This is a genomic window from Superficieibacter sp. HKU1 (genome assembly GCF_029319185.1).
Classification (GTDB): domain Bacteria; phylum Pseudomonadota; class Gammaproteobacteria; order Enterobacterales; family Enterobacteriaceae; genus Superficieibacter.
On record NZ_CP119754.1, the window covers coordinates 4,511,659 to 4,531,334 of the forward strand.

The window sequence follows — 19,676 nt, forward strand, 5'->3', positions numbered from 1 at the left end:
GGCAAAGTCCATCCATTACTCCATCCGTCGTCTGACAAGCCACGTCCTTACTTTTGGAATGAGCTATGTCTGAACCTAAAATGACCCGCCGCGAACAACGCGAGCACGCACAACGTTTTATCGACACGCTGGAAGGCACCGCTTTCCCCAACTCAAAACGTATCTACATTACCGGCTCACAGCCTGATATCCGCATTCCGATGCGTGAGATCCAGCTTAGCCCGACGCCTGTCGGCGGGAGCAAAGAAAATCCGCAGTTTGAAGACAACGAAGCCGTGCCGGTGTATGACACGTCGGGTCCGTATGGCGATCCTGACGTGAAAATTAATGTCCAGCAGGGGCTGGCAAAATTGCGCCAGCCGTGGATTGACGCGCGTCATGATAGCGAAGAGCTTCCCGACCGCAGTTCGGCGTATACCAAAGAACGCCTGGCGGACGATGGACTGGACGACCTGCGGTTTACCGGCCTGCTGACGCCGAAGCGGGCGAAAAGCGGGCAGTGTGTCACCCAGTTGCATTACGCTCGCCAGGGTATCGTGACGCCGGAGATGGAGTTTATCGCCATCCGGGAAAACATGGGCCGCGAGCGCATCCGCAGTGAAGTGCTGCGCCAGCAGCATCCGGGCCAGGGTTTCGGCGCGCGTCTGCCGGAAAATATTACGCCGGAATTTGTCCGTGATGAAGTCGCCGCCGGGCGCGCCATTATTCCCGCCAATATTAACCATCCTGAATCCGAACCGATGATCATCGGCCGCAACTTTCTGGTCAAAGTGAACGCCAATATCGGCAACTCGGCGGTCACTTCCTCTATTGAAGAAGAAGTGGAAAAGCTGGTGTGGTCGACCCGCTGGGGCGCGGACACGGTGATGGATCTCTCCACCGGACGCTATATTCACGAAACCCGTGAGTGGATCCTGCGTAACAGCCCGGTACCCATCGGCACGGTGCCGATCTATCAGGCGCTGGAGAAAGTGAATGGCATCGCTGAAGATCTGACCTGGGAAGCCTTCCGCGATACGCTGCTGGAGCAGGCGGAGCAAGGGGTGGATTACTTTACTATCCACGCGGGCGTGCTGCTGCGCTATGTGCCGATGACCGCCAGGCGTCTGACGGGGATTGTTTCGCGCGGCGGCTCGATTATGGCGAAATGGTGCCTGTCACATCATAAAGAAAACTTTCTCTACGAGCGCTTCCGCGAAATCTGCGAAATCTGCGCCGCCTACGACGTCTCACTCTCCCTCGGCGACGGCCTGCGTCCCGGTTCCATTCAGGATGCCAACGATGAAGCTCAGTTTGCCGAACTGCATACGCTGGGTGAATTGACCAAAATCGCCTGGGAGTATGACGTGCAGGTGATGATTGAAGGCCCCGGCCATGTGCCGATGCAAATGATCCGCCGCAACATGACCGAAGAACTGGAACACTGCCACGAAGCGCCGTTCTATACGCTGGGACCGCTGACTACCGATATCGCACCGGGCTATGACCACTTCACTTCAGGCATCGGCGCGGCGATGATCGGCTGGTTTGGCTGTGCGATGCTCTGCTACGTCACGCCGAAAGAGCATCTCGGTCTGCCGAACAAAGAAGACGTCAAACAGGGGCTGATTACCTACAAAATCGCTGCCCACGCCGCCGATCTGGCGAAGGGCCATCCGGGCGCGCAAATTCGCGATAACGCCATGTCGAAAGCGCGCTTCGAATTCCGCTGGGAAGATCAGTTTAACCTGGCCCTCGACCCGTTCACCGCCCGCGCGTATCACGATGAAACCCTGCCGCAGGAATCTGGCAAAGTGGCACACTTCTGTTCCATGTGCGGGCCGAAATTCTGCTCGATGAAAATCAGCCAGGAAGTGCGCGATTTCGCGGCGAAGCAGGAAGTGGAATCCGGCATGGCGGACATGTCCAATAGCTTCCGCGCCCGCGGCGGCGAGATCTACCTGCGACAGGAGGAAGTATGAGTTATCAGCCTGATTTTCCCCCGGTTCCCTTCCGGCTGGGGCTGTATCCGGTCGTCGATAGCGTAGCGTGGATCGCCCGCCTGCTGGAAGCCGGAGTACGCACGCTGCAACTGCGTATTAAAGATAAACAGGATGAAGAGGTAGAAGCTGACGTCGTGGCGGCGATTGAACTGGGACGCCGCTATGATGCGCGATTATTCATCAACGACTACTGGCGGCTGGCGATAAAACATAAGGCCTATGGCGTACATCTGGGTCAGGAGGATTTAGAAACCACCGACCTGAAAGCCATTCAGACTGCCGGGTTACGTCTTGGCGTCTCCACTCACGATAATATGGAAATTGATATCGCGCTGGCGGCAAGGCCCTCCTATATCGCTCTCGGTCACGTTTTCCCCACCCAAACCAAACAGATGCCCTCTGCGCCGCAGGGGCTGGATCAGCTCGCCCGCCATGTCCAGCGGCTTGCGGATTACCCGACCGTCGCCATCGGCGGCATCAGCCTTGAACGCGCTCCGGACGTGCTGGCAACCGGCGTGGGCAGTATTGCCGTCGTGAGCGCCATTACCCAGGCAGCGGACTGGCGGACCGCCACGGCGCACTTACTTCATCTTGCGGGGGTGGGTAATGAACGATCGTGATTTTATGCGCTATAGCCGGCAGATCCTGCTGGAGGATATAGCCATCGGGGGCCAGCAAAAATTACTCGACAGCCGGGTACTGATTGTCGGGCTTGGCGGCCTGGGCGCACCTGCCGCGCTTTATCTGGCGGGTGCAGGCGTCGGCACATTGGTACTGGCGGACGATGACGAGGTTCATCTGAGCAACCTGCAACGCCAGATCGCCTTTACTACCGACGATATTGCCCGTCCGAAAGCGCAGGTGACGCAACAGCGTCTGTCGCGGCTTAATCCGGATATCGAACTGGTCGCCCTCGAACAACGGCTCACCGGCGACGCGCTCAACCACGCTGTAGCGCAGGCCGATGTGGTGCTCGACTGTACGGATAATATGACAACCCGTCAGGCTATCAACGCGGCCTGCGTTAAAACCAATACGCCGCTCATTACCGCCAGCGCCGTCGGCTTTGGGGGTCAGCTGATGGTGCTGACGCCACCGTGGTCCTACGGCTGTTATCGCTGTTTATGGCCGGATGAGAACGAACCTGAGCGTAACTGCCGCACGGCGGGCGTAGTGGGCCCGGTAGTGGGGGTGATGGGCTCACTTCAGGCGCTGGAGGCGATTAAGTTACTCAGCGGCATCCGTAGCCGTCATGGCGAACTGCGGCTCTTTGACGCCAGGGCGAACAGCTGGCGCAGCCTGACCCTGCGCCGCGCCAGCGGCTGCCCGGTATGCGGAGGTCGTCATGCAGATCCTGTTTAACGACCAACCAATGCAGTGCGCGGACGATCTTACCATCGCCGCCCTGCTTGACGGACTTCATCAACTCAAACCGGGCGCGGCGCTGGCGCTCAATCAACAGATCCTGCCGCGCGAGCAGTGGGAACAACAGATCGTGCAGGAAGGCGACCAGATCCTGCTTTTTCAGGTTATCGCTGGAGGCTGACATGCTACGTATTGCTGATAAAACCTTTGATTCACATCTGTTTACCGGAACCGGTAAATTCGCCTCCTCACAGCTGATGGTAGAAGCCATTCGCGCCTCGGGTAGCCAGCTGGTGACGCTGGCGATGAAACGCGTTGATTTACGCCAGCATAATGATGCGATCCTGGCACCCTTGCTGGAAGCGGGTATCACACTGTTGCCCAATACCTCCGGCGCGAAAACGGCGGAAGAAGCGATATTCGCCGCACAGCTGGCCCGCGAGGCGCTGGGTACTCGCTGGCTGAAGCTGGAGATCCATCCTGACGCCCGCTGGCTGCTGCCGGATCCGATTGAAACCCTGAAGGCCGCCGACGCGCTGGTCAAACAGGGCTTTATTGTCCTGCCCTACTGCGGAGCCGATCCGGTGCTATGTAAGCGTCTGGAAGAAGTCGGCTGCGCCGCCGTTATGCCGCTCGGCGCGCCTATCGGTTCAAATCAGGGACTGGAAACCCGCGCTATGCTGGAGATTATTATTGAGCAGGCAACGGTGCCGGTCGTTATTGACGCCGGGATTGGCGCGCCCAGCCATGCAGCGCAGGCGCTGGAAATGGGCGCTGATGCCGTACTGGTTAATACGGCGATTGCGGTGGCCGACGATCCGGTAATGATGGCGAACGCGTTCCGGCTGGCCGTTGAGGCTGGTGTCCTGGCGCGTCAGGCGGTGCCCGGCGCGCGCAGCAGCCTGGCCATTGCCACCAGTCCGCTGACAGGCTTTCTGGAGGCCAGCGCATGAAAACCTTTACCGACCACTGGCGCACGCTAAACTGGGATGACATTCGCCTGCGCATCAATGCCAAAACGCCCGCCGATGTGGAGCGGGCGCTTAACGCGACGCACCCGACGCGCGACGATATGATGGCCCTGCTCTCGCCTGCCGCCAGTAACGCTCTGGAGCCGCTGGCGCAGCGGGCGCAACGCCTGACCCGCCAGCGCTTCGGCAACACGGTCAGCTTTTATGTCCCGCTCTACCTTTCTAACCTGTGCGCCAACGACTGTACCTACTGCGGCTTCTCAATGAGCAACCGTATCAAACGTAAAACCCTGGACGAGGCGGAGATCGCCCGCGAATGCGATGCCATACGGGAAATGGGATTTGAACATTTACTGCTGGTTACCGGTGAGCATCAGGGTAAAGTCGGCATGGATTACTTCCGACGCCATCTGCCTGCGATCCGCCGCCGTTTCGCTTCGCTGCAAATGGAAGTACAGCCGCTGGCGCAGGAAGAGTATGCCGAACTGAAAACGCTTGGCCTGGATGGCGTGATGGTTTATCAGGAAACGTACCATGAAGCCGAATACGCCCGGCACCATCTGAAAGGCAAAAAGCAGGATTTCTTCTGGCGACTGGACACGCCGGATCGTCTCGGGCGGGCGGGGATCGACAAGATCGGCCTTGGCGCGCTGATTGGCCTGTCTGACAGCTGGCGCGTGGATTGCTATATGGTAGCGGAGCATTTGCTGTGGCTACAGAAGCACTACTGGCAAAGCCGCTTTTCCATCTCCTTCCCGCGTCTGCGTCCCTGTGCGGGCGGCATTGAGCCTGCCTCAATTATGGATGAACGGCAGCTGGTGCAAACTATCTGTGCCTTTCGCCTGCTGGCCCCGGAAATTGAGCTGTCGCTATCAACCCGTGAATCGCCCTGGTTTCGCGACCGGGTGGTGCCGCTGGCGATCAACAACGTTAGCGCGTTCTCTAAAACGCAGCCCGGCGGCTATGCCGACGATCACCCTGAACTGGAGCAGTTTTCACCGCATGATGGCCGTCGCCCACAGGAAGTGGCCGATGCTCTCACCGCTCGCGGACTTCAGCCGGTATGGAAGGACTGGGACAACTTTCTGGGACGCGTCTCGCAATAATCGCGCAAGCCAGTGTCGGAAGATGAAAAAGCGTCCGTAACGCCTCGCAAAGCGCGCGTCGGGAAGTGGAAACCCATTTCCCGACGCTTTACGCTCTCTCCGTCAGCAAAGGAAGCTGACCAGGGCGGAATGCTTTCCTCTCACCGCCCTGCCTCACGCTCAGTAGACGGTGACTTTTGCAACTTTCGCTACTTTACCGTCGCGGGAAGGATTATCCGGAGTGACGCCGAGTGCGATGGCCCGGTACAGACCAGCCAGCTGAGCAAACAGAACGTAGAGCATGGCGGAAAATGACTCATGGAACTGGGCCAGTTCCGGACTGGCAAAATGATAATAGCGGTCGCATACCTTCCGCTCATCGGACAACGCTTCGTGACCAATGCCGATTATCTGCGCCGTCGCGCTGCGTTCGCGGGTTAACTCGCTCATCATATCGAGATCGTAGCGGCGGATCTCCGGGCGCGCAGCGATATAGCCCACCACCGTCGCATCGCGATTGACGGTCAGTTTCGGGCCGTGACGAAATTCCAGCATCGAATGCCAGGCGGTCATGATGCGCCCGTTGCCCATCTCCAGCAGTTTGAGGCTGGTTTCGCAGGCGATGGCTTTCAGAGAGAGCGCGCCGACGGCCACCATATTGTCACGCGGTTCTGCGGCCCATTGCTCTATATCCGCGGCATAGTTGTCGAAGAAATAGGTTGCGCCACGCTGTAGCACAGGCAGTACATTCGCCAGCTCCGGCCAGCGATCCGGAGCCAGCAGCAGCATGATGTACCACATGGGCACGGTAAACTCGGACGTCGCTGCAAAACTGCCGTTGGAGGTGCCTTCCGGTACAGGGATAAACAGTCCGTTCGCGCGCTCGCTGGCCAGTTGCGCCAGACGGCTTTGCGCGTTATTGGTAATAGCAATATGCGGCGTGCCCGGATGCGCCGCCAGTTGACGTTCCACCACCTTAACGGTTTCTGGCGTGTTGCCGGAACTGCTGACCGATACCAGGATAAGATTTCCGCTGGCGATTTCCGGTGCCAGTACCAGATCCGTTGCCGGGATCACCTCCACATGACGGGCTAATACGCTGCGTAACCAGTTAATGCAGGCCTGCGCTGCCAGCAGGGACGATCCCGCACCGGTAATGATAATGCGACTTTCGGCATCGCACTGTTTCCAGAAGGCGTTGATGCTCTCGCGCTGCGCGTTTGCCTGGGCAAAACCTTCCTGCCACAGACGTGGCTGATTCTCTATTGCCGCAGCGGTTAACGCTGCGCCTTTTTCCTGCCACCAGCTTTCGTTATGATTCAGCATAATGATTTTCCAGATTTTGTTATCCTTACGTCTGGCGAACGTGGTGCCATCGCATTCCGACGCCAGTCTCTTAATGAATCTTTCCGGGACCGCCATGAAGCCAGTCTATATTCTGATCCGCGACACGCTCAGGCGTGATATTCAAAACCAGAAGTATCCCGTCGGTGCACTCATCCCTTCTGAGCGCGAGCTGGCGGAAACGTATCAGGTAACGCGCGCTACGGTTCAGAAAGCCATTGCCCATATGCAGCAGGAAGGCCTGGTGAAAAAAATCGTTGGCAAAGGCACGTTCGTTTGCCGGACCTTCGCTCCCCCGGTTTACCTGCTTAATCCGGAAGGGAAAAACAGCGCGCTGGGCGTCACGCAGGAACTGAGCGAGAAAGCCGTTATCACCAGCCAGCTGATTTACCATGTTCAGCAGCCGGCGGGTGCACATCTCGCCAGCCAGTTCGGCGTATCACCGGATGAGCCGGTTCACGCCATTCGCCGCGTGCGTCTCTTCGATGGCGTCCCGGCCCTGATCGAAGACAGCTATATTCCGCTGGCCATCGTCGCCACGATTGACGACGACACGTTACAGCACCACTCCCTGTACACGTTTATCGAAAAAGCCTGCCAGCAAAAAATCGGCGGTACGGATTCCGAAGTGGCCGCCAGCCTGTTTGATGCGGAAATGGCGAAACTGCTGAGCGTTCCGGTTAATTCTCCGATGCTGCATATTAAGGAGCGCACGTGGCTGGCCGACGGCACGGTGTTTAACTACTCCTGGAGTTATAACCGTGGCGACCTGTTCCGCATGCGCAGCCATAAAGTACTTACGCCCTGAAAAACTGCGGCAGATAGTCGCGATGGGCTTCCAGTAGCTCATCCAGCACAATCTTCGCGATTTTGCCCGACGGCACCAGCGGATTGAGCGTAAGTGCCTGCAACGCCGCGCCGTAGCTGCCGGTAACGGCTGCTTCAACCGCCATCTCTTCCCAGGATTTCATTACCGACACCAGACCCGAGACGGTAGACGGCAGCGGATCGTTATTTAACGGAATCGCACCGTAGCGACCAATCACGCAGGTCGTCTCAATCGCAACGTTGTCCGGCAATGAGCGGATCGCGCCGTTATTGCGTACATTCACCGTCATCAACAGATTCTTATCGTTGTAGATAGCGCTGATCAGCTCGCAGGCGGCTTCGGAGTAGTAGGCTCCGCCGCGCTGCTCAAGCTGCTTCGGCTTTTCATGCAGGTCGGGATTTTTATACAGCTCAAACAATTCATGTTCGACGGCTTTCACCACTTCGCCACGCGTGCCGTGTTCGGCATACTCGTGCAGCTGTTTTTCCAGCACGTCGCTGGTGGCGTAGTAATACTGGTGATACGGGCAGGGAATGACGCCCAGATGCTGAATTTGCGCCTGTAACCAGGGGATATCGGGGATATTTTTCGGCTTATGGGCGCTGTCATACTTCAGGTTTTTCAGCACTTCCGGCATCACATCTTTACCATCCATATAGACATGCGTGCCATATAAGAAGTGGTTCAACCCCACCAGTTGCAACAGGAAGCGGGATTTATCTACGCCGAGGATCTCCGCCACCATCCGCTGCATGGACTGCGAAAGGTTACACAAGCCGACGCATTTAATCCGGCTATGTTTGATGACGGCTTCCGTCACAATGCCGCTGGGATTGGTAAAGTTGATGAGCCAGGCATCCGGGCAGAGCTCCTCCATATCGCGGCAAATATCCAGGATCACCGGAATGGTTCGCAGCGCCTTCGCCAGCCCGCCCGCGCCGTTGGTCTCCTGGCCAATCAGGCCATGGGAAAGCGGAATACGCTCGTCTTTGATGCGCGCATCCAGCTGCCCTACCCGGAGTTGCGTCGTCACAAAGTCGGCATTCTTCAGCGCTTCACGACGGTCAAGCGTCAGGTGGATCTGGCAGTCGATACCCGCCGCTTCTACCATCCGTTTCGCCAGATTGCCGACGATTTCAAGTTTCTCGCGACCTGCCTCCACGTCTACCAGCCAGATTTCGCCAATCGGTAACTCATGATACCGCTGAATAAAACCTTCTATAATTTCCGGAGTATAAGAGCTACCGCCACCAATAGTGACTATCTTGAGTTTCTTATCCATTATGCGGTCCTTGTAATATTCTGTTCGGGTAATTCATCTGTCATTTCTGTTTTCAGGTTAACTTCATCACGCAAATATTGCCGATCCAGCGTCATGACAAAGGGATAATAAATCGCCATCGCTACGATGAGATTTATCGCCTGGAATAAAATCCCTTTCCAGCCACAGATCAGAAAGCCACTAATGAAGATTGGCGTTGTCCAGGGAATTTCCAGCCCGGAGGTTAACGGCAGAAATCCACTTGCCATCGCACTATAGGTAATCACGCAAAGGACGACTGGCACGAGAATAAATGGAATAAGCAGTAGCGGATTAAGCGCAATAGGCACGCCGAAAATGATTGGTTCGTTAATATTAAAAATGGCAGCCGGCGTTGCTAATTTTGCAATTTCACGTATACGCTTACTTTTAGCGCGGAACAACATCACCAGCAGCATTGCCAGCGTAAAGCCGGTGCCGCCGCAAATCAGAAAAACGTCGCGGAACTGTTGCGTAATGATATTCACAGGCGCGACACCGGTTTTCATCGCCTGCAAATTTTCCAGGGTCAGTGAACGCCAGACCGGCCCCATGATTGCCGTGACAATAGAGTCGCCATGCAGACCAAAGAACCAAAAGAAGCTGATAAAAAATTCGGCGATCATCTGTGAAGGCAGCGTGTTGCCCAGCTTCATCATTGGCGCTTGCAGGACCGTAAAGATCATCTCTTGCACGGTGCCATACGTCGTGTATTCAAACAGCAGACGTATTAACCAGAAAAACAACACGATGAACAATGAAGGGATGAGTGAACTAAAGCTATTCGCTACCGCCGGCGGCACGCTATCTGGCATGGTAATCATCAGGCGGGGATGGCTACACAGACGATAAAGCCTGACTGCAACGAGCGTGACAATAATTGACAGGAACAACCCCTGAGCACCTAAAGCAAAAACCGGGATCACATCACCGATCGCCCCACCCTGTTCCTGCGGCAGTTTAAACGGGGTAATAATCATAAAGCAGACCAGCGAAATAAGCGCACAAGATATTTCATTGAGCTGCCAGCGTTTCGCCATACTGATACTGATGCTGACAACTACCAGCAGCGCCATAATTGAATAGGTGGCATCAAGAATATAATTCAGCTGACCAATAAATTTATCGCCAAACAAATCAACGATAAAATCATTATATCCAGGGAAAGGCAGGTTGGCGATCAATAAAAAGAAGGAGCCAATAATCAGGAAAGGCATAATCCTGATGAAACCATCCTTGATGGCAGAAAGATAATCGTTACTTTCAATTTTCATTGCCAGTGGCAATAAATTCCTTTCCATCACTTCAGTGAACGTGTTCATATCATTCTCACTGACCTTATGTTAGTTAAGTGGTATATACCACCATGAGGCGATAATATTTACACCGCCCTTTTGTGTCAATGGCTGATAAGTTGAACAGAGAGGATTAACCCTGTTTTGTGACTGGCGGCACATTTGAAGATGATCGGATCCTCAAGCTGATTAAGGTCGCCAACCGTCCTGAGACGTGCCGTTTCAATGACAAAATGTAACCGGTTTCAGTTTTTGCGCTTTTCTTTGTGATGCCTTACACACATTCAACGTAAAAGCGTTGTCTGACGCACCTTCAAAGGATAATCATTAAGGACCAAGGAACATTGAGGGCTAGTTATGAAGAACATCGTTTTATGCTGTGCTGCCGGTATGTCCACCAGCATGTTAGTTCAACGTATGAAGGATGCAGCTCAGAAGAAAGGGGTCGAGGTCTCGATCAAGGCTGTGCCTGTCGCTGAATTTAATGACAATATTGCGGATGCCGATATTGTTTTACTGGGACCACAGGTGAAATACGAGCAGGCAAAATTACAGGCACAGGCCGAGCCGCTGGGTAAAAAAGTCGCGGTTATCGATATGATGGATTACGGCATGATGAAAGGTGATGTCGTACTTGAGAAAGCCCTCAAGCTAATGGAGTAATGTTGTGGAAGATTTAGAAACGATCATTATGGAGCTGTTGGTAAACGCTGGTGCAGCACGCAGTCAGGCATTGACGGCGCTACAGCTGGCGCGTAAAGGCGACTTTACCGGCGCTGAGCAGGCCATGGAAGAATCCCGTGAATACGTCAAGCACGCGCATAAAATCCAGACGCAGCTTATCGGTATTGATGAAGGGGCTGGCAAACTGCCGGTCAATCTGATCACCGTCCATTCTCAGGATCACCTGATGAACGCCATGGTGATTCAGGATCTGGCGGGCGATATGATTGAATTGTACCGTCGTATCCCGCTGGTCAGCTAACGATGTAATCAGCAGATGTAAAAAAACCCGCCTCGGCGGGTTTTTTGTTATCAAGTAACGCTATGCTTCCACAATCTGCAATCATCAGGCCCGGCAGGCAAAAACCCGCCGGGCTTTAACGCTTACTCGCTGTCAGAACCGCCCAGACCTGCGTTCAGCAGTTCTGCCAGGCTGGCAGACGCATCTTCCGCAGTCACCTGCGGTGCAGCTGGCAGTTCGCCCGCTGCGCGACGGCGCATACGATCCTGGTGGTACGCATAACCGGTACCGGCCGGGATCAGACGACCCACGATAACGTTCTCTTTCAGGCCACGCAGTTCGTCGCGTTTGCCCGCAACGGCTGCTTCGGTCAGGACACGCGTGGTCTCCTGGAACGATGCGGCAGAGATGAACGATTCGGTTGCCAGAGACGCTTTGGTGATACCCAGCAGATCGCGAGCATAGGTTGCTGCGATTTTGCCGTTCGCTTCCAGATCGCGGTTGGCGATCTTGACGCGAGAGTATTCGACCTGCTCGCCTTCCAGGAAGTCGGAGCTACCGGCATTTTCGATGGTCGCTTTACGCAGCATCTGACGAACGATAACTTCGATGTGCTTATCGTTAATCTTAACGCCCTGCAGACGGTATACGTCCTGTACTTCGTTAACGATATAACGCGTCACAGCATGCACACCACGCAGACGCAGAATGTCGTGCGGCGCTTCCGGACCGTCGGAAACCACGTCACCACGTTCTACACGTTCACCTTCGAACACGTTGAGCTGACGCCATTTCGGGATCATCTCTTCGTACGGATCGCTACCGTCTAACGGCGTGATAACCAGACGGCGTTTGCCTTTGGTTTCTTTACCGAAGGAAATGATACCGCTGATTTCCGCCAGGATTGCCGGCTCTTTCGGACGACGCGCTTCGAACAGGTCAGCAACGCGTGGCAGACCACCGGTGATATCCTTGGTACCGCCAGATTCCTGCGGAACACGCGCCAGGGTGTCACCAGAGCTGATCTGTACGCCATCTTCCAACTGAACAATCGCTTTACCCGGCAGGAAGTACTGCGCAGGCATATCGGTACCCGGGATCAGAACGTCGTTACCCTGAGCATCAACGATTTTCAGCGCAGGACGCAGATCTTTACCGCCGGTAGTACGTTCAGCAGAATCCAGAACCACCAGAGAAGACAGGCCGGTCAGCTCGTCGGTCTGACGAGTAATGGTCTGGCCGTCAATCATGTCAGTGAAGCGGACAAAACCACTCACTTCGGTGATAACCGGCATGGTGTGCGGATCCCAGTTCGCTACGGTTTCGCCGCCAGCAACCTGTTCGCCATCACCTTTCGCCATAACGGAGCCGTAAGGCACTTTATAGCTTTCTTTGGTACGGCCGAATTCGTCGATCAGCTTCAGTTCGGTGTTACGTGAGGTGATAACCAGTTTACCGCTGGAGTTCACAACCGACTTCGCGTTGCTCAGACGGATGCTACCTTTGTTTTTCACCTGGATGCTGGATTCAGCAGCCGCACGAGATGCCGCACCACCGATGTGGAACGTACGCATCGTCAGCTGTGTACCCGGCTCACCGATGGACTGTGCCGCGATAACGCCGATAGCTTCACCTTTGTTGATGATGTGGCCACGCGCCAGGTCACGACCGTAGCAGTGCGCACATACACCAAAGTCGGTATCACAGGATACAACGGAACGCACTTTGACGGAGTCAACGGAGTTCTCTTCCAGCAGGTCACACCACTGTTCGTGCAGCAGCGTGTTGCGTGGAACCAGAATATCTGCGGTACCCGGCTTCAGTACGTCTTCCGCAGTCACACGACCCAGAACGCGATCGCGCAGCGGCTCTTTAACGTCACCACCCTCGATAACCGGGGTCATGGTGATGCCTTCCAGCGTGCCACAATCGTCTTCGGTGACAACCAGGTCCTGTGCAACGTCAACCAGACGACGCGTCAGATAACCGGAGTTTGCGGTTTTCAGTGCGGTATCCGCCAGACCTTTACGCGCACCGTGCGTGGAGATGAAGTACTGGAGTACGTTCAGACCTTCACGGAAGTTCGCGGTGATCGGCGTTTCGATGATGGAGCCATCCGGCTTCGCCATCAGACCACGCATACCTGCAAGCTGACGAATCTGTGCCGCAGAACCACGCGCACCGGAGTCGGCCATCATGTAGATGCTGTTGAAAGACACCTGCTGCTCTTCTTCGCCGTCACGGTTAATCACGGTTTCAGTTTGCAGGTTATCCATCATCGCCTTGGATACACGATCGTTCGCCGCAGCCCAGATATCGATAACTTTGTTATAGCGTTCGCCAGCGGTGACCAGACCAGACTGGAACTGCTCCTGGATCTCAGCAACTTCAGCTTCCGCTTCGGAGATGATCTCGTGTTTTTTCTCCGGGATGACCATGTCATCGATACCAACGGATGCACCTGAACGCGCTGCATAAGCAAAGCCGGTGTACATCGTCTGGTCCGCAAAAATAACGGTCGGTTTCAGGCCCAGAATACGGTAGCAAGTGTTCAGCATTTTGGAGATCGCTTTCTTGCCCAGCGCCTGGTTGACGATGGAGAAAGGCAGACCTTTCGGTACGATCATCCACAGAATCGCACGGCCAACGGTCGTGTCTTTCAGGCTGGTTTTCGCAACGAATTCGCCGTTTTCATCTTTTTCGTATTCAGTGATACGCACTTTTACACGCGCATGCAGAGAGGCCAGGCCAGCGCGATAAATACGCTCAGCTTCTTTCGGACCAGTCAGCACCATGCCTTCGCCTTTGGCGTTAACACAGTCACGGGTCATGTAGTACAGACCCAGTACAACGTCCTGAGACGGAACGATGATAGGTTCGCCGTTCGCCGGAGACAGGATGTTGTTGGTAGACATCATCAGCGCACGCGCTTCGAGCTGGGCTTCCAGCGTCAGCGGTACGTGAACAGCCATCTGGTCACCATCGAAGTCGGCGTTATAGGCCGCACATACCAGCGGGTGCAGCTGGATCGCTTTACCTTCGATCAGTACTGGTTCAAACGCCTGGATACCCAGACGGTGCAGGGTTGGTGCACGGTTCAGCAGTACCGGGTGTTCGCGGATTACTTCGTCGAGAATATCCCAAACGACAGCTTCTTCACGCTCAACCATTTTCTTCGCGGCTTTGATGGTGGTGGCGAGGCCACGCAGTTCCAGCTTGCCGTAGATGAACGGTTTGAACAGCTCCAGCGCCATTTTCTTCGGCAGACCGCACTGATGCAGACGCAGGTATGGACCTACGGTGATTACAGAACGACCGGAGTAGTCAACACGCTTACCGAGCAGGTTCTGACGGAAACGACCCTGCTTACCTTTGATCATGTCGGCCAAAGATTTCAGAGGACGCTTGTTAGAACCGGTGATCGCACGACCGCGACGACCGTTATCCAGCAGGGCGTCAACCGCTTCCTGCAGCATACGTTTTTCGTTACGTACGATGATATCCGGCGCAGCCAGATCCAGCAGACGTTTCAGACGGTTGTTACGGTTGATCACGCGACGATACAGATCGTTCAGATCCGACGTTGCGAAACGACCACCATCCAGCGGCACCAGCGGACGCAGGTCTGGCGGCAGAACCGGCAGAACGGTCAGGATCATCCACTCCGGCTTGTTGCCAGACTGGACGAACGCTTCCAGCAGTTTGATACGCTTGGTCAGCTTCTTACGCTTGGTTTCGGAGTTGGTTTCGTTCAGCTCTTCACGCAGAGTTTCACACTCTTGCTCCAGATCCATACTCTTCAGCAGGGCCTGGATAGCTTCCGCACCCATCTTCGCGTCAAATTCGTCACCGAACTCTTCCAGCGCGTCCAGATACTGCTCTTCAGTCAGGATCTGTTGACGTTCCAGGTTGGTCATACCGCCTTCGATAACCACATAAGATTCGAAGTACAGTACGCGTTCGATATCGCGCAGCGGCATATCGAGCAGCAGACCGATACGGGACGGCAGTGATTTCAGGAACCAGATGTGCGCAGTCGGAGACGCCAGCTCGATGTGGCCCATACGCTCACGGCGTACTTTGGTCTGGGTCACTTCAACGCCGCACTTCTCACAGATCACACCGCGGTGTTTCAGGCGCTTGTACTTACCGCACAGGCACTCGTAATCTTTTACTGGCCCAAAGATACGGGCGCAGAAAAGGCCGTCACGCTCAGGTTTGAACGTACGGTAGTTGATGGTTTCTGGCTTTTTAACTTCACCAAAAGACCATGAACGGATCATGTCTGGCGAAGCCAGAGCAATTTTGATCGCATCAAACTCTTCGGTTTTAGTTTGCGCTTTCAGAAACTTTAATAAGTCTTTCACGGATTTGCTCCCGTCGGAGTTAGCACAATCTGGTGCTGGCGGTTACGCCAGCACCAGTGACCTGTTGAGCGAGAGTTACTCGTCTTCCAGCTCGATGTTGATACCCAGCGAACGGATCTCTTTCAACAGTACGTTGAAGGATTCCGGCATGCCCGGTTCCATCTGATGATTGCCGTCCACGATGTTTTTATACATCTTGGTACGACCGTTCACGTCATCAGACTTAACGGTGAGCATTTCCTGCAGGGTGTATGCTGCGCCATAAGCTTCCAGCGCCCACACTTCCATCTCCCCGAAGCGCTGACCACCGAACTGAGCCTTACCACCCAGCGGCTGCTGAGTAACCAGGCTATAAGAACCGGTAGAACGCGCGTGCATTTTGTCATCAACCAGGTGGTTCAGTTTCAGCATGTACATGTAGCCAACGGTTACCTGGCGCTCGAACTGCTCACCGGTACGACCGTCGAACAGGGTAATCTGACCGGAAGTCGGCAGGCCACCCAGCTGTAACAGTTCCTTGATTTCAGACTCTTTCGCACCGTCGAAGACTGGCGTTGCGATCGGCATCCCTTTCTTCAGGTTTTCTGCCAGGCGCATCACTTCTTCATCGCTGAAGGTGTTCAGGTCAACTTTCTGACGAACGTCAGCGCCCAGATCGTAGGCACGCTGGATGAACTCGCGCAGTTTCGCGACTTCCTGCTGCTGTTTCAGCATGGCGTTGATCTTATCGCCGATACCTTTGGCAGCCATACCCAGGTGGGTTTCCAGGATCTGACCGATGTTCATACGAGACGGTACGCCCAGCGGGTTCAGCACGATGTCTACCGGCGTGCCGTTAGCGTCGTGAGGCATATCTTCGATCGGGTTGATCTTAGAGATAACACCCTTGTTACCGTGACGGCCTGCCATTTTGTCACCAGGCTGGATACGGCGTTTAACGGCCAGGTATACCTTAACGATTTTCAGCACGCCCGGTGCCAGATCGTCGCCCTGAGTGATTTTACGGCGTTTCGCTTCGAGTTTTTTCTCGAACTCGTGTTTCAGTTCGTCGTACTGTTCAGCGAGCTGTTCCAGCTGATTTTGTTTCTCTTCGTCGGTCAGGCCGAGTTCCAGCCAGCGATCGCGCGGCAGTTTGTCGAGCTTGTCAGCTTCAACGCCACCGGCAACCAGCACCGCGTAGATACGACTGAACAGGCCGGCTTCCAGGATCTGCAGTTCTTCAGACAGGTCTTTTTTGGCCTGCTTGAGCTGCATCTCTTCGATTTCCAGCGCACGTTTGTCTTTTTCCACGCCATCGCGGGTAAAGACCTGAACGTCGATGATCGTACCGGAAACACCGTTTGGTACGCGCAGAGAAGAGTCTTTAACGTCAGACGCTTTCTCACCGAAGATCGCACGCAGCAGCTTCTCTTCTGGCGTCAGCTGGGTTTCACCTTTCGGCGTTACCTTACCTACCAGGATGTCGCCACCGGTGACTTCCGCACCAATGTAAACGATACCGGATTCATCCAGTTTGGAGAGCGCAGCTTCACCCACGTTCGGGATGTCAGCGGTGATCTCTTCTGGCCCCAGCTTGGTGTCACGGGACACACATGCCAGTTCCTGAATATGGATGGTGGTGAAACGGTCTTCCTGAACCACACGCTCGGAAACGAGGATGGAGTCTTCGAAGTTGTAACCGTTCCACGGCATGAACGCTACGCGCATGTTCTGACCGAGCGCCAGTTCACCGAGGTCGGTAGACGGGCCATCTGCCAGCACGTCGCCGCGCTCAATTGGCTCACCCAGAGACACACACGGCATCTGGTTAATACAGGTGTTCTGGTTAGAACGGGTGTATTTGGTCAGGTTATAGATGTCGATACCCGCTTCGCCCGGATACATCTCGTCTTCGTTAACTTTGATAACGATACGGGATGCATCGACGTACTGTACGGTACCGCCACGCTTAGCAACTGCCGTAACACCGGAGTCAACGGCAACAGCACGTTCCATACCGGTACCCACCAGCGGCTTATCAGCGCGCAGCGTTGGAACCGCCTGACGTTGCATGTTCGCACCCATCAATGCACGGTTGGCGTCATCGTGTTCCAGGAACGGGATCAGGGACGCACCGACGGAAACCACCTGCTGAGTGGATACGTCCATGTAGTCAACCTGGTCGCGGCTGAACAAGCTGGATTCGCCTTTGCTACGGCAGGTAACCAGATCTTCTACAAAGTGGCCTTCGTCATCCAGGTTGGAGTTCGCCTGAGCGATAACGTAGTTGCCTTCTTCGATAGCAGACAGGTAGTGAATTTCATCGGTTACGACACCGTCGGTCACTTTACGATACGGCGTTTCGAGGAAACCGTATTCGTTAGTCTGTGCGTACACGGACAGGGAGTTGATCAGACCGATGTTCGGACCTTCAGGCGTTTCGATAGGACATACGCGACCGTAGTGCGTCGGGTGTACGTCTCGAACTTCGAAGCCTGCGCGTTCACGGGTCAAACCGCCTGGGCCGAGTGCGGAGATACGACGTTTGTGCGTAATCTCAGACAGCGGGTTGTTCTGGTCCATAAACTGAGACAGCTGGCTGGAACCAAAGAACTCTTTCACTGCCGCAGAAATCGGTTTGGCGTTGATCATATCCTGAGGCATCAGGGTATCCAGATCGCCCAGAGACAGACGCTCTTTCACCGCACGCTCTACGCGAACCAGGCCAACGCGGAACTGGTTTTCCGCCATTTCGCCAACGGAACGGATACGACGGTTGCCGAGGTGGTCGATGTCATCAACTTCGCCGATACCGTTACGGATACCGATGAGCTTTCTCATGACTTCGATGATGTCGTCTTTGCTCAGGATACCAGAGCCTTCGATTTCATCGCGCAGCAGAGAGCGGTTGAACTTCATACGGCCTACCGCAGACAGATCGTAGCGGTCTTCAGAGAAGAACAGGTTCTCAAACAGGCTTTCAGCCGCTTCACGTGTCGGCGGCTCGCCAGGGCGCATCATACGGTAGATTTCTACCAGCGCGCTCAGGCGATCATTAGTCGGGTCGACGCGAACCGTTTCAGAAATATACGCCCCGTGATCCAGATCGTTGGTGAACAGCGTTTCGATACGCTTGTGACCAGCCTGGCTCAGCTTAGCCAGCAGATCGAGGCTCAGCTCCATGTTCGCCGGGCAAATCAGTTCACCAGTGGATTCGTCAACGTAGTCTTTAGCCGCGACTTTACCTGCGATGTACTCAACCGGAACTTCGATATGTTTGATATCGTCTTTTTCCAGCTGACGAATATGGCGTGCGGTAATACGGCGCGCTTTTTCAACGTAAATCTTGCCATTAGCTTCAATGTCAAAGGAGGCCGTTTCACCACGCAGGCGTTCAGGCACCAGTTCCATCTGCAGCTTGTTATCGCGGATTTCAAAAATGACTTTTTCAAAGAACAGATCCAGAATCTGCTCAGTGGTGTAGTTCAGCGCGCGCAGAATGATAGTCGCAGGCAGTTTGCGGCGACGGTCAATACGTACGAACAGGTTGTCCTTCGGATCGAATTCGAAGTCCAGCCAGGAACCACGGTAAGGAATGATACGCGCGTTATACAGCACTTTACCCGAAGAGTGGGTTTTGCCTTTGTCGGAGTCAAAGAAGACGCCAGGGCTACGGTGCAGCTGAGAAACGATAACACGCTCAGTACCGTTGATGACAAAGGTACCGTTGTCGGTCATGAGCGGAATTTCGCCCATGTACACTTCTTGTTCTTTGATGTCTTTAACGGTGCCTTCCGGCGCTTCACGTTCGTAGATCACCAGACGCAATTTTACGCGCAGCGGTGCCGAATAGGTCACGCCACGGATCTGACATTCCTGCACGTCAAATACTGGCTCGCCCAGGCGATAGCTGACGTACTGTAGCTCAGAATTACCGCTATAGCTGGCAATCGGGAATACGGAACGGAATGCGGCTTCCAGACCATACTGCCCTTCAGGATCTTGCTCGATGAACTTCTGAAACGAGTCAAGCTGGATGGAAAGGAGATAAGGAATGTCCAGAACCTGCGGACGCTTTCCAAAATCCTTACGAATACGTTTTTTCTCGGTATAGGAGTAAACCATTAGGGTTCCTCAGCTCGCTGACAAGTCGACCCACGCTGCCCAGCAAAGGGGCAGTTTATGCAACACTATT

General features: G+C 54.8%; 14 protein-coding genes. 9 read left to right on the top strand and 5 right to left on the bottom strand.

Translation table 11 applies throughout. The features are described from left to right. The first annotated feature begins 65 nt into the window (after nucleotides 1-65). The 6 genes from thiC to thiH are packed head-to-tail and all read left to right on the top strand — an operon-like array spanning nucleotide 66 to nucleotide 5,424. Nucleotides 66-1,961 carry a phosphomethylpyrimidine synthase ThiC gene (gene thiC / locus P0H77_RS21495; RefSeq protein WP_276159184.1) on the top strand — a complete coding sequence of 632 codons (1,896 nt, stop codon included), beginning with the start codon at nucleotides 66-68 and terminating at the stop codon, nucleotides 1,959-1,961. After that, the gene (gene thiE, locus P0H77_RS21500) at nucleotides 1,958-2,602 is read left to right on the top strand and encodes a thiamine phosphate synthase (RefSeq protein WP_276159185.1); all 645 of its coding nucleotides are present in this window, start codon (nucleotides 1,958-1,960) and stop codon (nucleotides 2,600-2,602) included. The genes thiC and thiE overlap by 4 nt, the downstream gene beginning before the upstream one ends. After that, nucleotides 2,589-3,344 (top strand): HesA/MoeB/ThiF family protein, encoded by a 756-nt coding sequence (locus P0H77_RS21505; RefSeq protein WP_276159186.1) that lies wholly within the window; start codon nucleotides 2,589-2,591, stop codon nucleotides 3,342-3,344. Before thiE ends, P0H77_RS21505 begins: the two co-directional genes overlap by 14 nt. Continuing rightward, on the top strand, nucleotides 3,328-3,528 hold the full coding sequence (gene thiS / locus P0H77_RS21510) for a sulfur carrier protein ThiS (protein WP_276159187.1): 201 nt from the start codon (nucleotides 3,328-3,330) through the stop codon (nucleotides 3,526-3,528). The genes P0H77_RS21505 and thiS overlap by 17 nt, the downstream gene beginning before the upstream one ends. Before the next feature lies 1 nt (nucleotide 3,529). Continuing rightward, nucleotides 3,530-4,300 (top strand): thiazole synthase, encoded by a 771-nt coding sequence (gene thiG, locus P0H77_RS21515; RefSeq protein WP_276159188.1) that lies wholly within the window; start codon nucleotides 3,530-3,532, stop codon nucleotides 4,298-4,300. Continuing rightward, complete coding sequence (thiH, locus tag P0H77_RS21520) at nucleotides 4,297-5,424, top strand: 2-iminoacetate synthase ThiH (RefSeq protein WP_276159189.1); 1,128 nt, start codon at nucleotides 4,297-4,299, stop codon at nucleotides 5,422-5,424. Before thiG ends, thiH begins: the two co-directional genes overlap by 4 nt. A gap of 159 nt (nucleotides 5,425-5,583) precedes the next feature. On the opposite strand, the gene P0H77_RS21525 is transcribed toward thiH, so the two are convergent. Then, complete coding sequence (locus P0H77_RS21525) at nucleotides 5,584-6,729, bottom strand: SIS domain-containing protein (protein WP_276159190.1); 1,146 nt, start codon at nucleotides 6,727-6,729, stop codon at nucleotides 5,584-5,586. 1 nt (nucleotide 6,730) lies between these two features. Between P0H77_RS21525 and P0H77_RS21530 the strand changes: the two genes are divergently transcribed. Continuing rightward, entirely contained in the window at nucleotides 6,731-7,555 is an 825-nt protein-coding gene (locus P0H77_RS21530) for a GntR family transcriptional regulator (RefSeq protein ID WP_276159191.1), read from the top strand. Here the strand turns inward: P0H77_RS21530 and P0H77_RS21535 are convergent. Continuing rightward, entirely contained in the window at nucleotides 7,545-8,858 is a 1,314-nt protein-coding gene (locus P0H77_RS21535) for a 6-phospho-beta-glucosidase (RefSeq protein WP_276159192.1), read from the bottom strand. The two genes, P0H77_RS21530 and P0H77_RS21535, sit on opposite strands and share 11 nt — an antisense overlap. Beyond that, the gene (locus P0H77_RS21540) at nucleotides 8,858-10,198 is read right to left on the bottom strand and encodes a PTS sugar transporter subunit IIC (protein ID WP_276159193.1); all 1,341 of its coding nucleotides are present in this window, start codon (nucleotides 10,196-10,198) and stop codon (nucleotides 8,858-8,860) included. Before P0H77_RS21540 ends, P0H77_RS21535 begins: the two co-directional genes overlap by 1 nt. Before the next feature lie 330 nt (nucleotides 10,199-10,528). On the opposite strand from P0H77_RS21540, the gene P0H77_RS21545 reads away from it, so the two are divergent. Both P0H77_RS21545 and P0H77_RS21550 read left to right on the top strand, forming a co-directional pair. After that, entirely contained in the window at nucleotides 10,529-10,834 is a 306-nt protein-coding gene (locus tag P0H77_RS21545; protein ID WP_276159194.1) for a PTS sugar transporter subunit IIB, read from the top strand. A gap of 4 nt (nucleotides 10,835-10,838) precedes the next feature. Beyond that, nucleotides 10,839-11,156: a PTS lactose/cellobiose transporter subunit IIA gene (locus P0H77_RS21550; protein WP_276159195.1), complete on the top strand. Its 318-nt coding sequence runs from the start codon at nucleotides 10,839-10,841 to the stop codon at nucleotides 11,154-11,156. A 122-nt stretch (nucleotides 11,157-11,278) separates the two neighbouring features. Here P0H77_RS21550 and rpoC read toward each other — a convergent pair whose 3' ends face one another. Continuing rightward, nucleotides 11,279-15,502, bottom strand: a complete 4,224-nt coding sequence (rpoC, locus tag P0H77_RS21555) for a DNA-directed RNA polymerase subunit beta' (protein ID WP_276159196.1) — start codon at nucleotides 15,500-15,502, stop codon at nucleotides 11,279-11,281. Nucleotides 15,503-15,577: 75 nt separating this feature from the next. After that, entirely contained in the window at nucleotides 15,578-19,606 is a 4,029-nt protein-coding gene (gene rpoB, locus P0H77_RS21560; protein ID WP_276159197.1) for a DNA-directed RNA polymerase subunit beta, read from the bottom strand. Between the last annotated feature and the right edge of the window lie 70 nt (nucleotides 19,607-19,676).

Coding starts and splice junctions, on each gene's coding strand:
- thiC (WP_276159184.1), top strand. CDS start 66: ATGTCTGAACCTAAAATGACCCGCCGCGAACAACGCGAGCACGCACAA.
- thiE (WP_276159185.1), top strand. CDS start 1,958: ATGAGTTATCAGCCTGATTTTCCCCCGGTTCCCTTCCGGCTGGGGCTG.
- P0H77_RS21505 (WP_276159186.1), top strand. CDS start 2,589: ATGAACGATCGTGATTTTATGCGCTATAGCCGGCAGATCCTGCTGGAG.
- thiS (WP_276159187.1), top strand. CDS start 3,328: ATGCAGATCCTGTTTAACGACCAACCAATGCAGTGCGCGGACGATCTT.
- thiG (WP_276159188.1), top strand. CDS start 3,530: ATGCTACGTATTGCTGATAAAACCTTTGATTCACATCTGTTTACCGGA.
- thiH (WP_276159189.1), top strand. CDS start 4,297: ATGAAAACCTTTACCGACCACTGGCGCACGCTAAACTGGGATGACATT.
- P0H77_RS21525 (WP_276159190.1), bottom strand. CDS start 6,729: ATGCTGAATCATAACGAAAGCTGGTGGCAGGAAAAAGGCGCAGCGTTA.
- P0H77_RS21530 (WP_276159191.1), top strand. CDS start 6,731: ATGATTTTCCAGATTTTGTTATCCTTACGTCTGGCGAACGTGGTGCCA.
- P0H77_RS21535 (WP_276159192.1), bottom strand. CDS start 8,858: ATGGATAAGAAACTCAAGATAGTCACTATTGGTGGCGGTAGCTCTTAT.
- P0H77_RS21540 (WP_276159193.1), bottom strand. CDS start 10,198: ATGAACACGTTCACTGAAGTGATGGAAAGGAATTTATTGCCACTGGCA.
- P0H77_RS21545 (WP_276159194.1), top strand. CDS start 10,529: ATGAAGAACATCGTTTTATGCTGTGCTGCCGGTATGTCCACCAGCATG.
- rpoB (WP_276159197.1), bottom strand. CDS start 19,606: ATGGTTTACTCCTATACCGAGAAAAAACGTATTCGTAAGGATTTTGGA.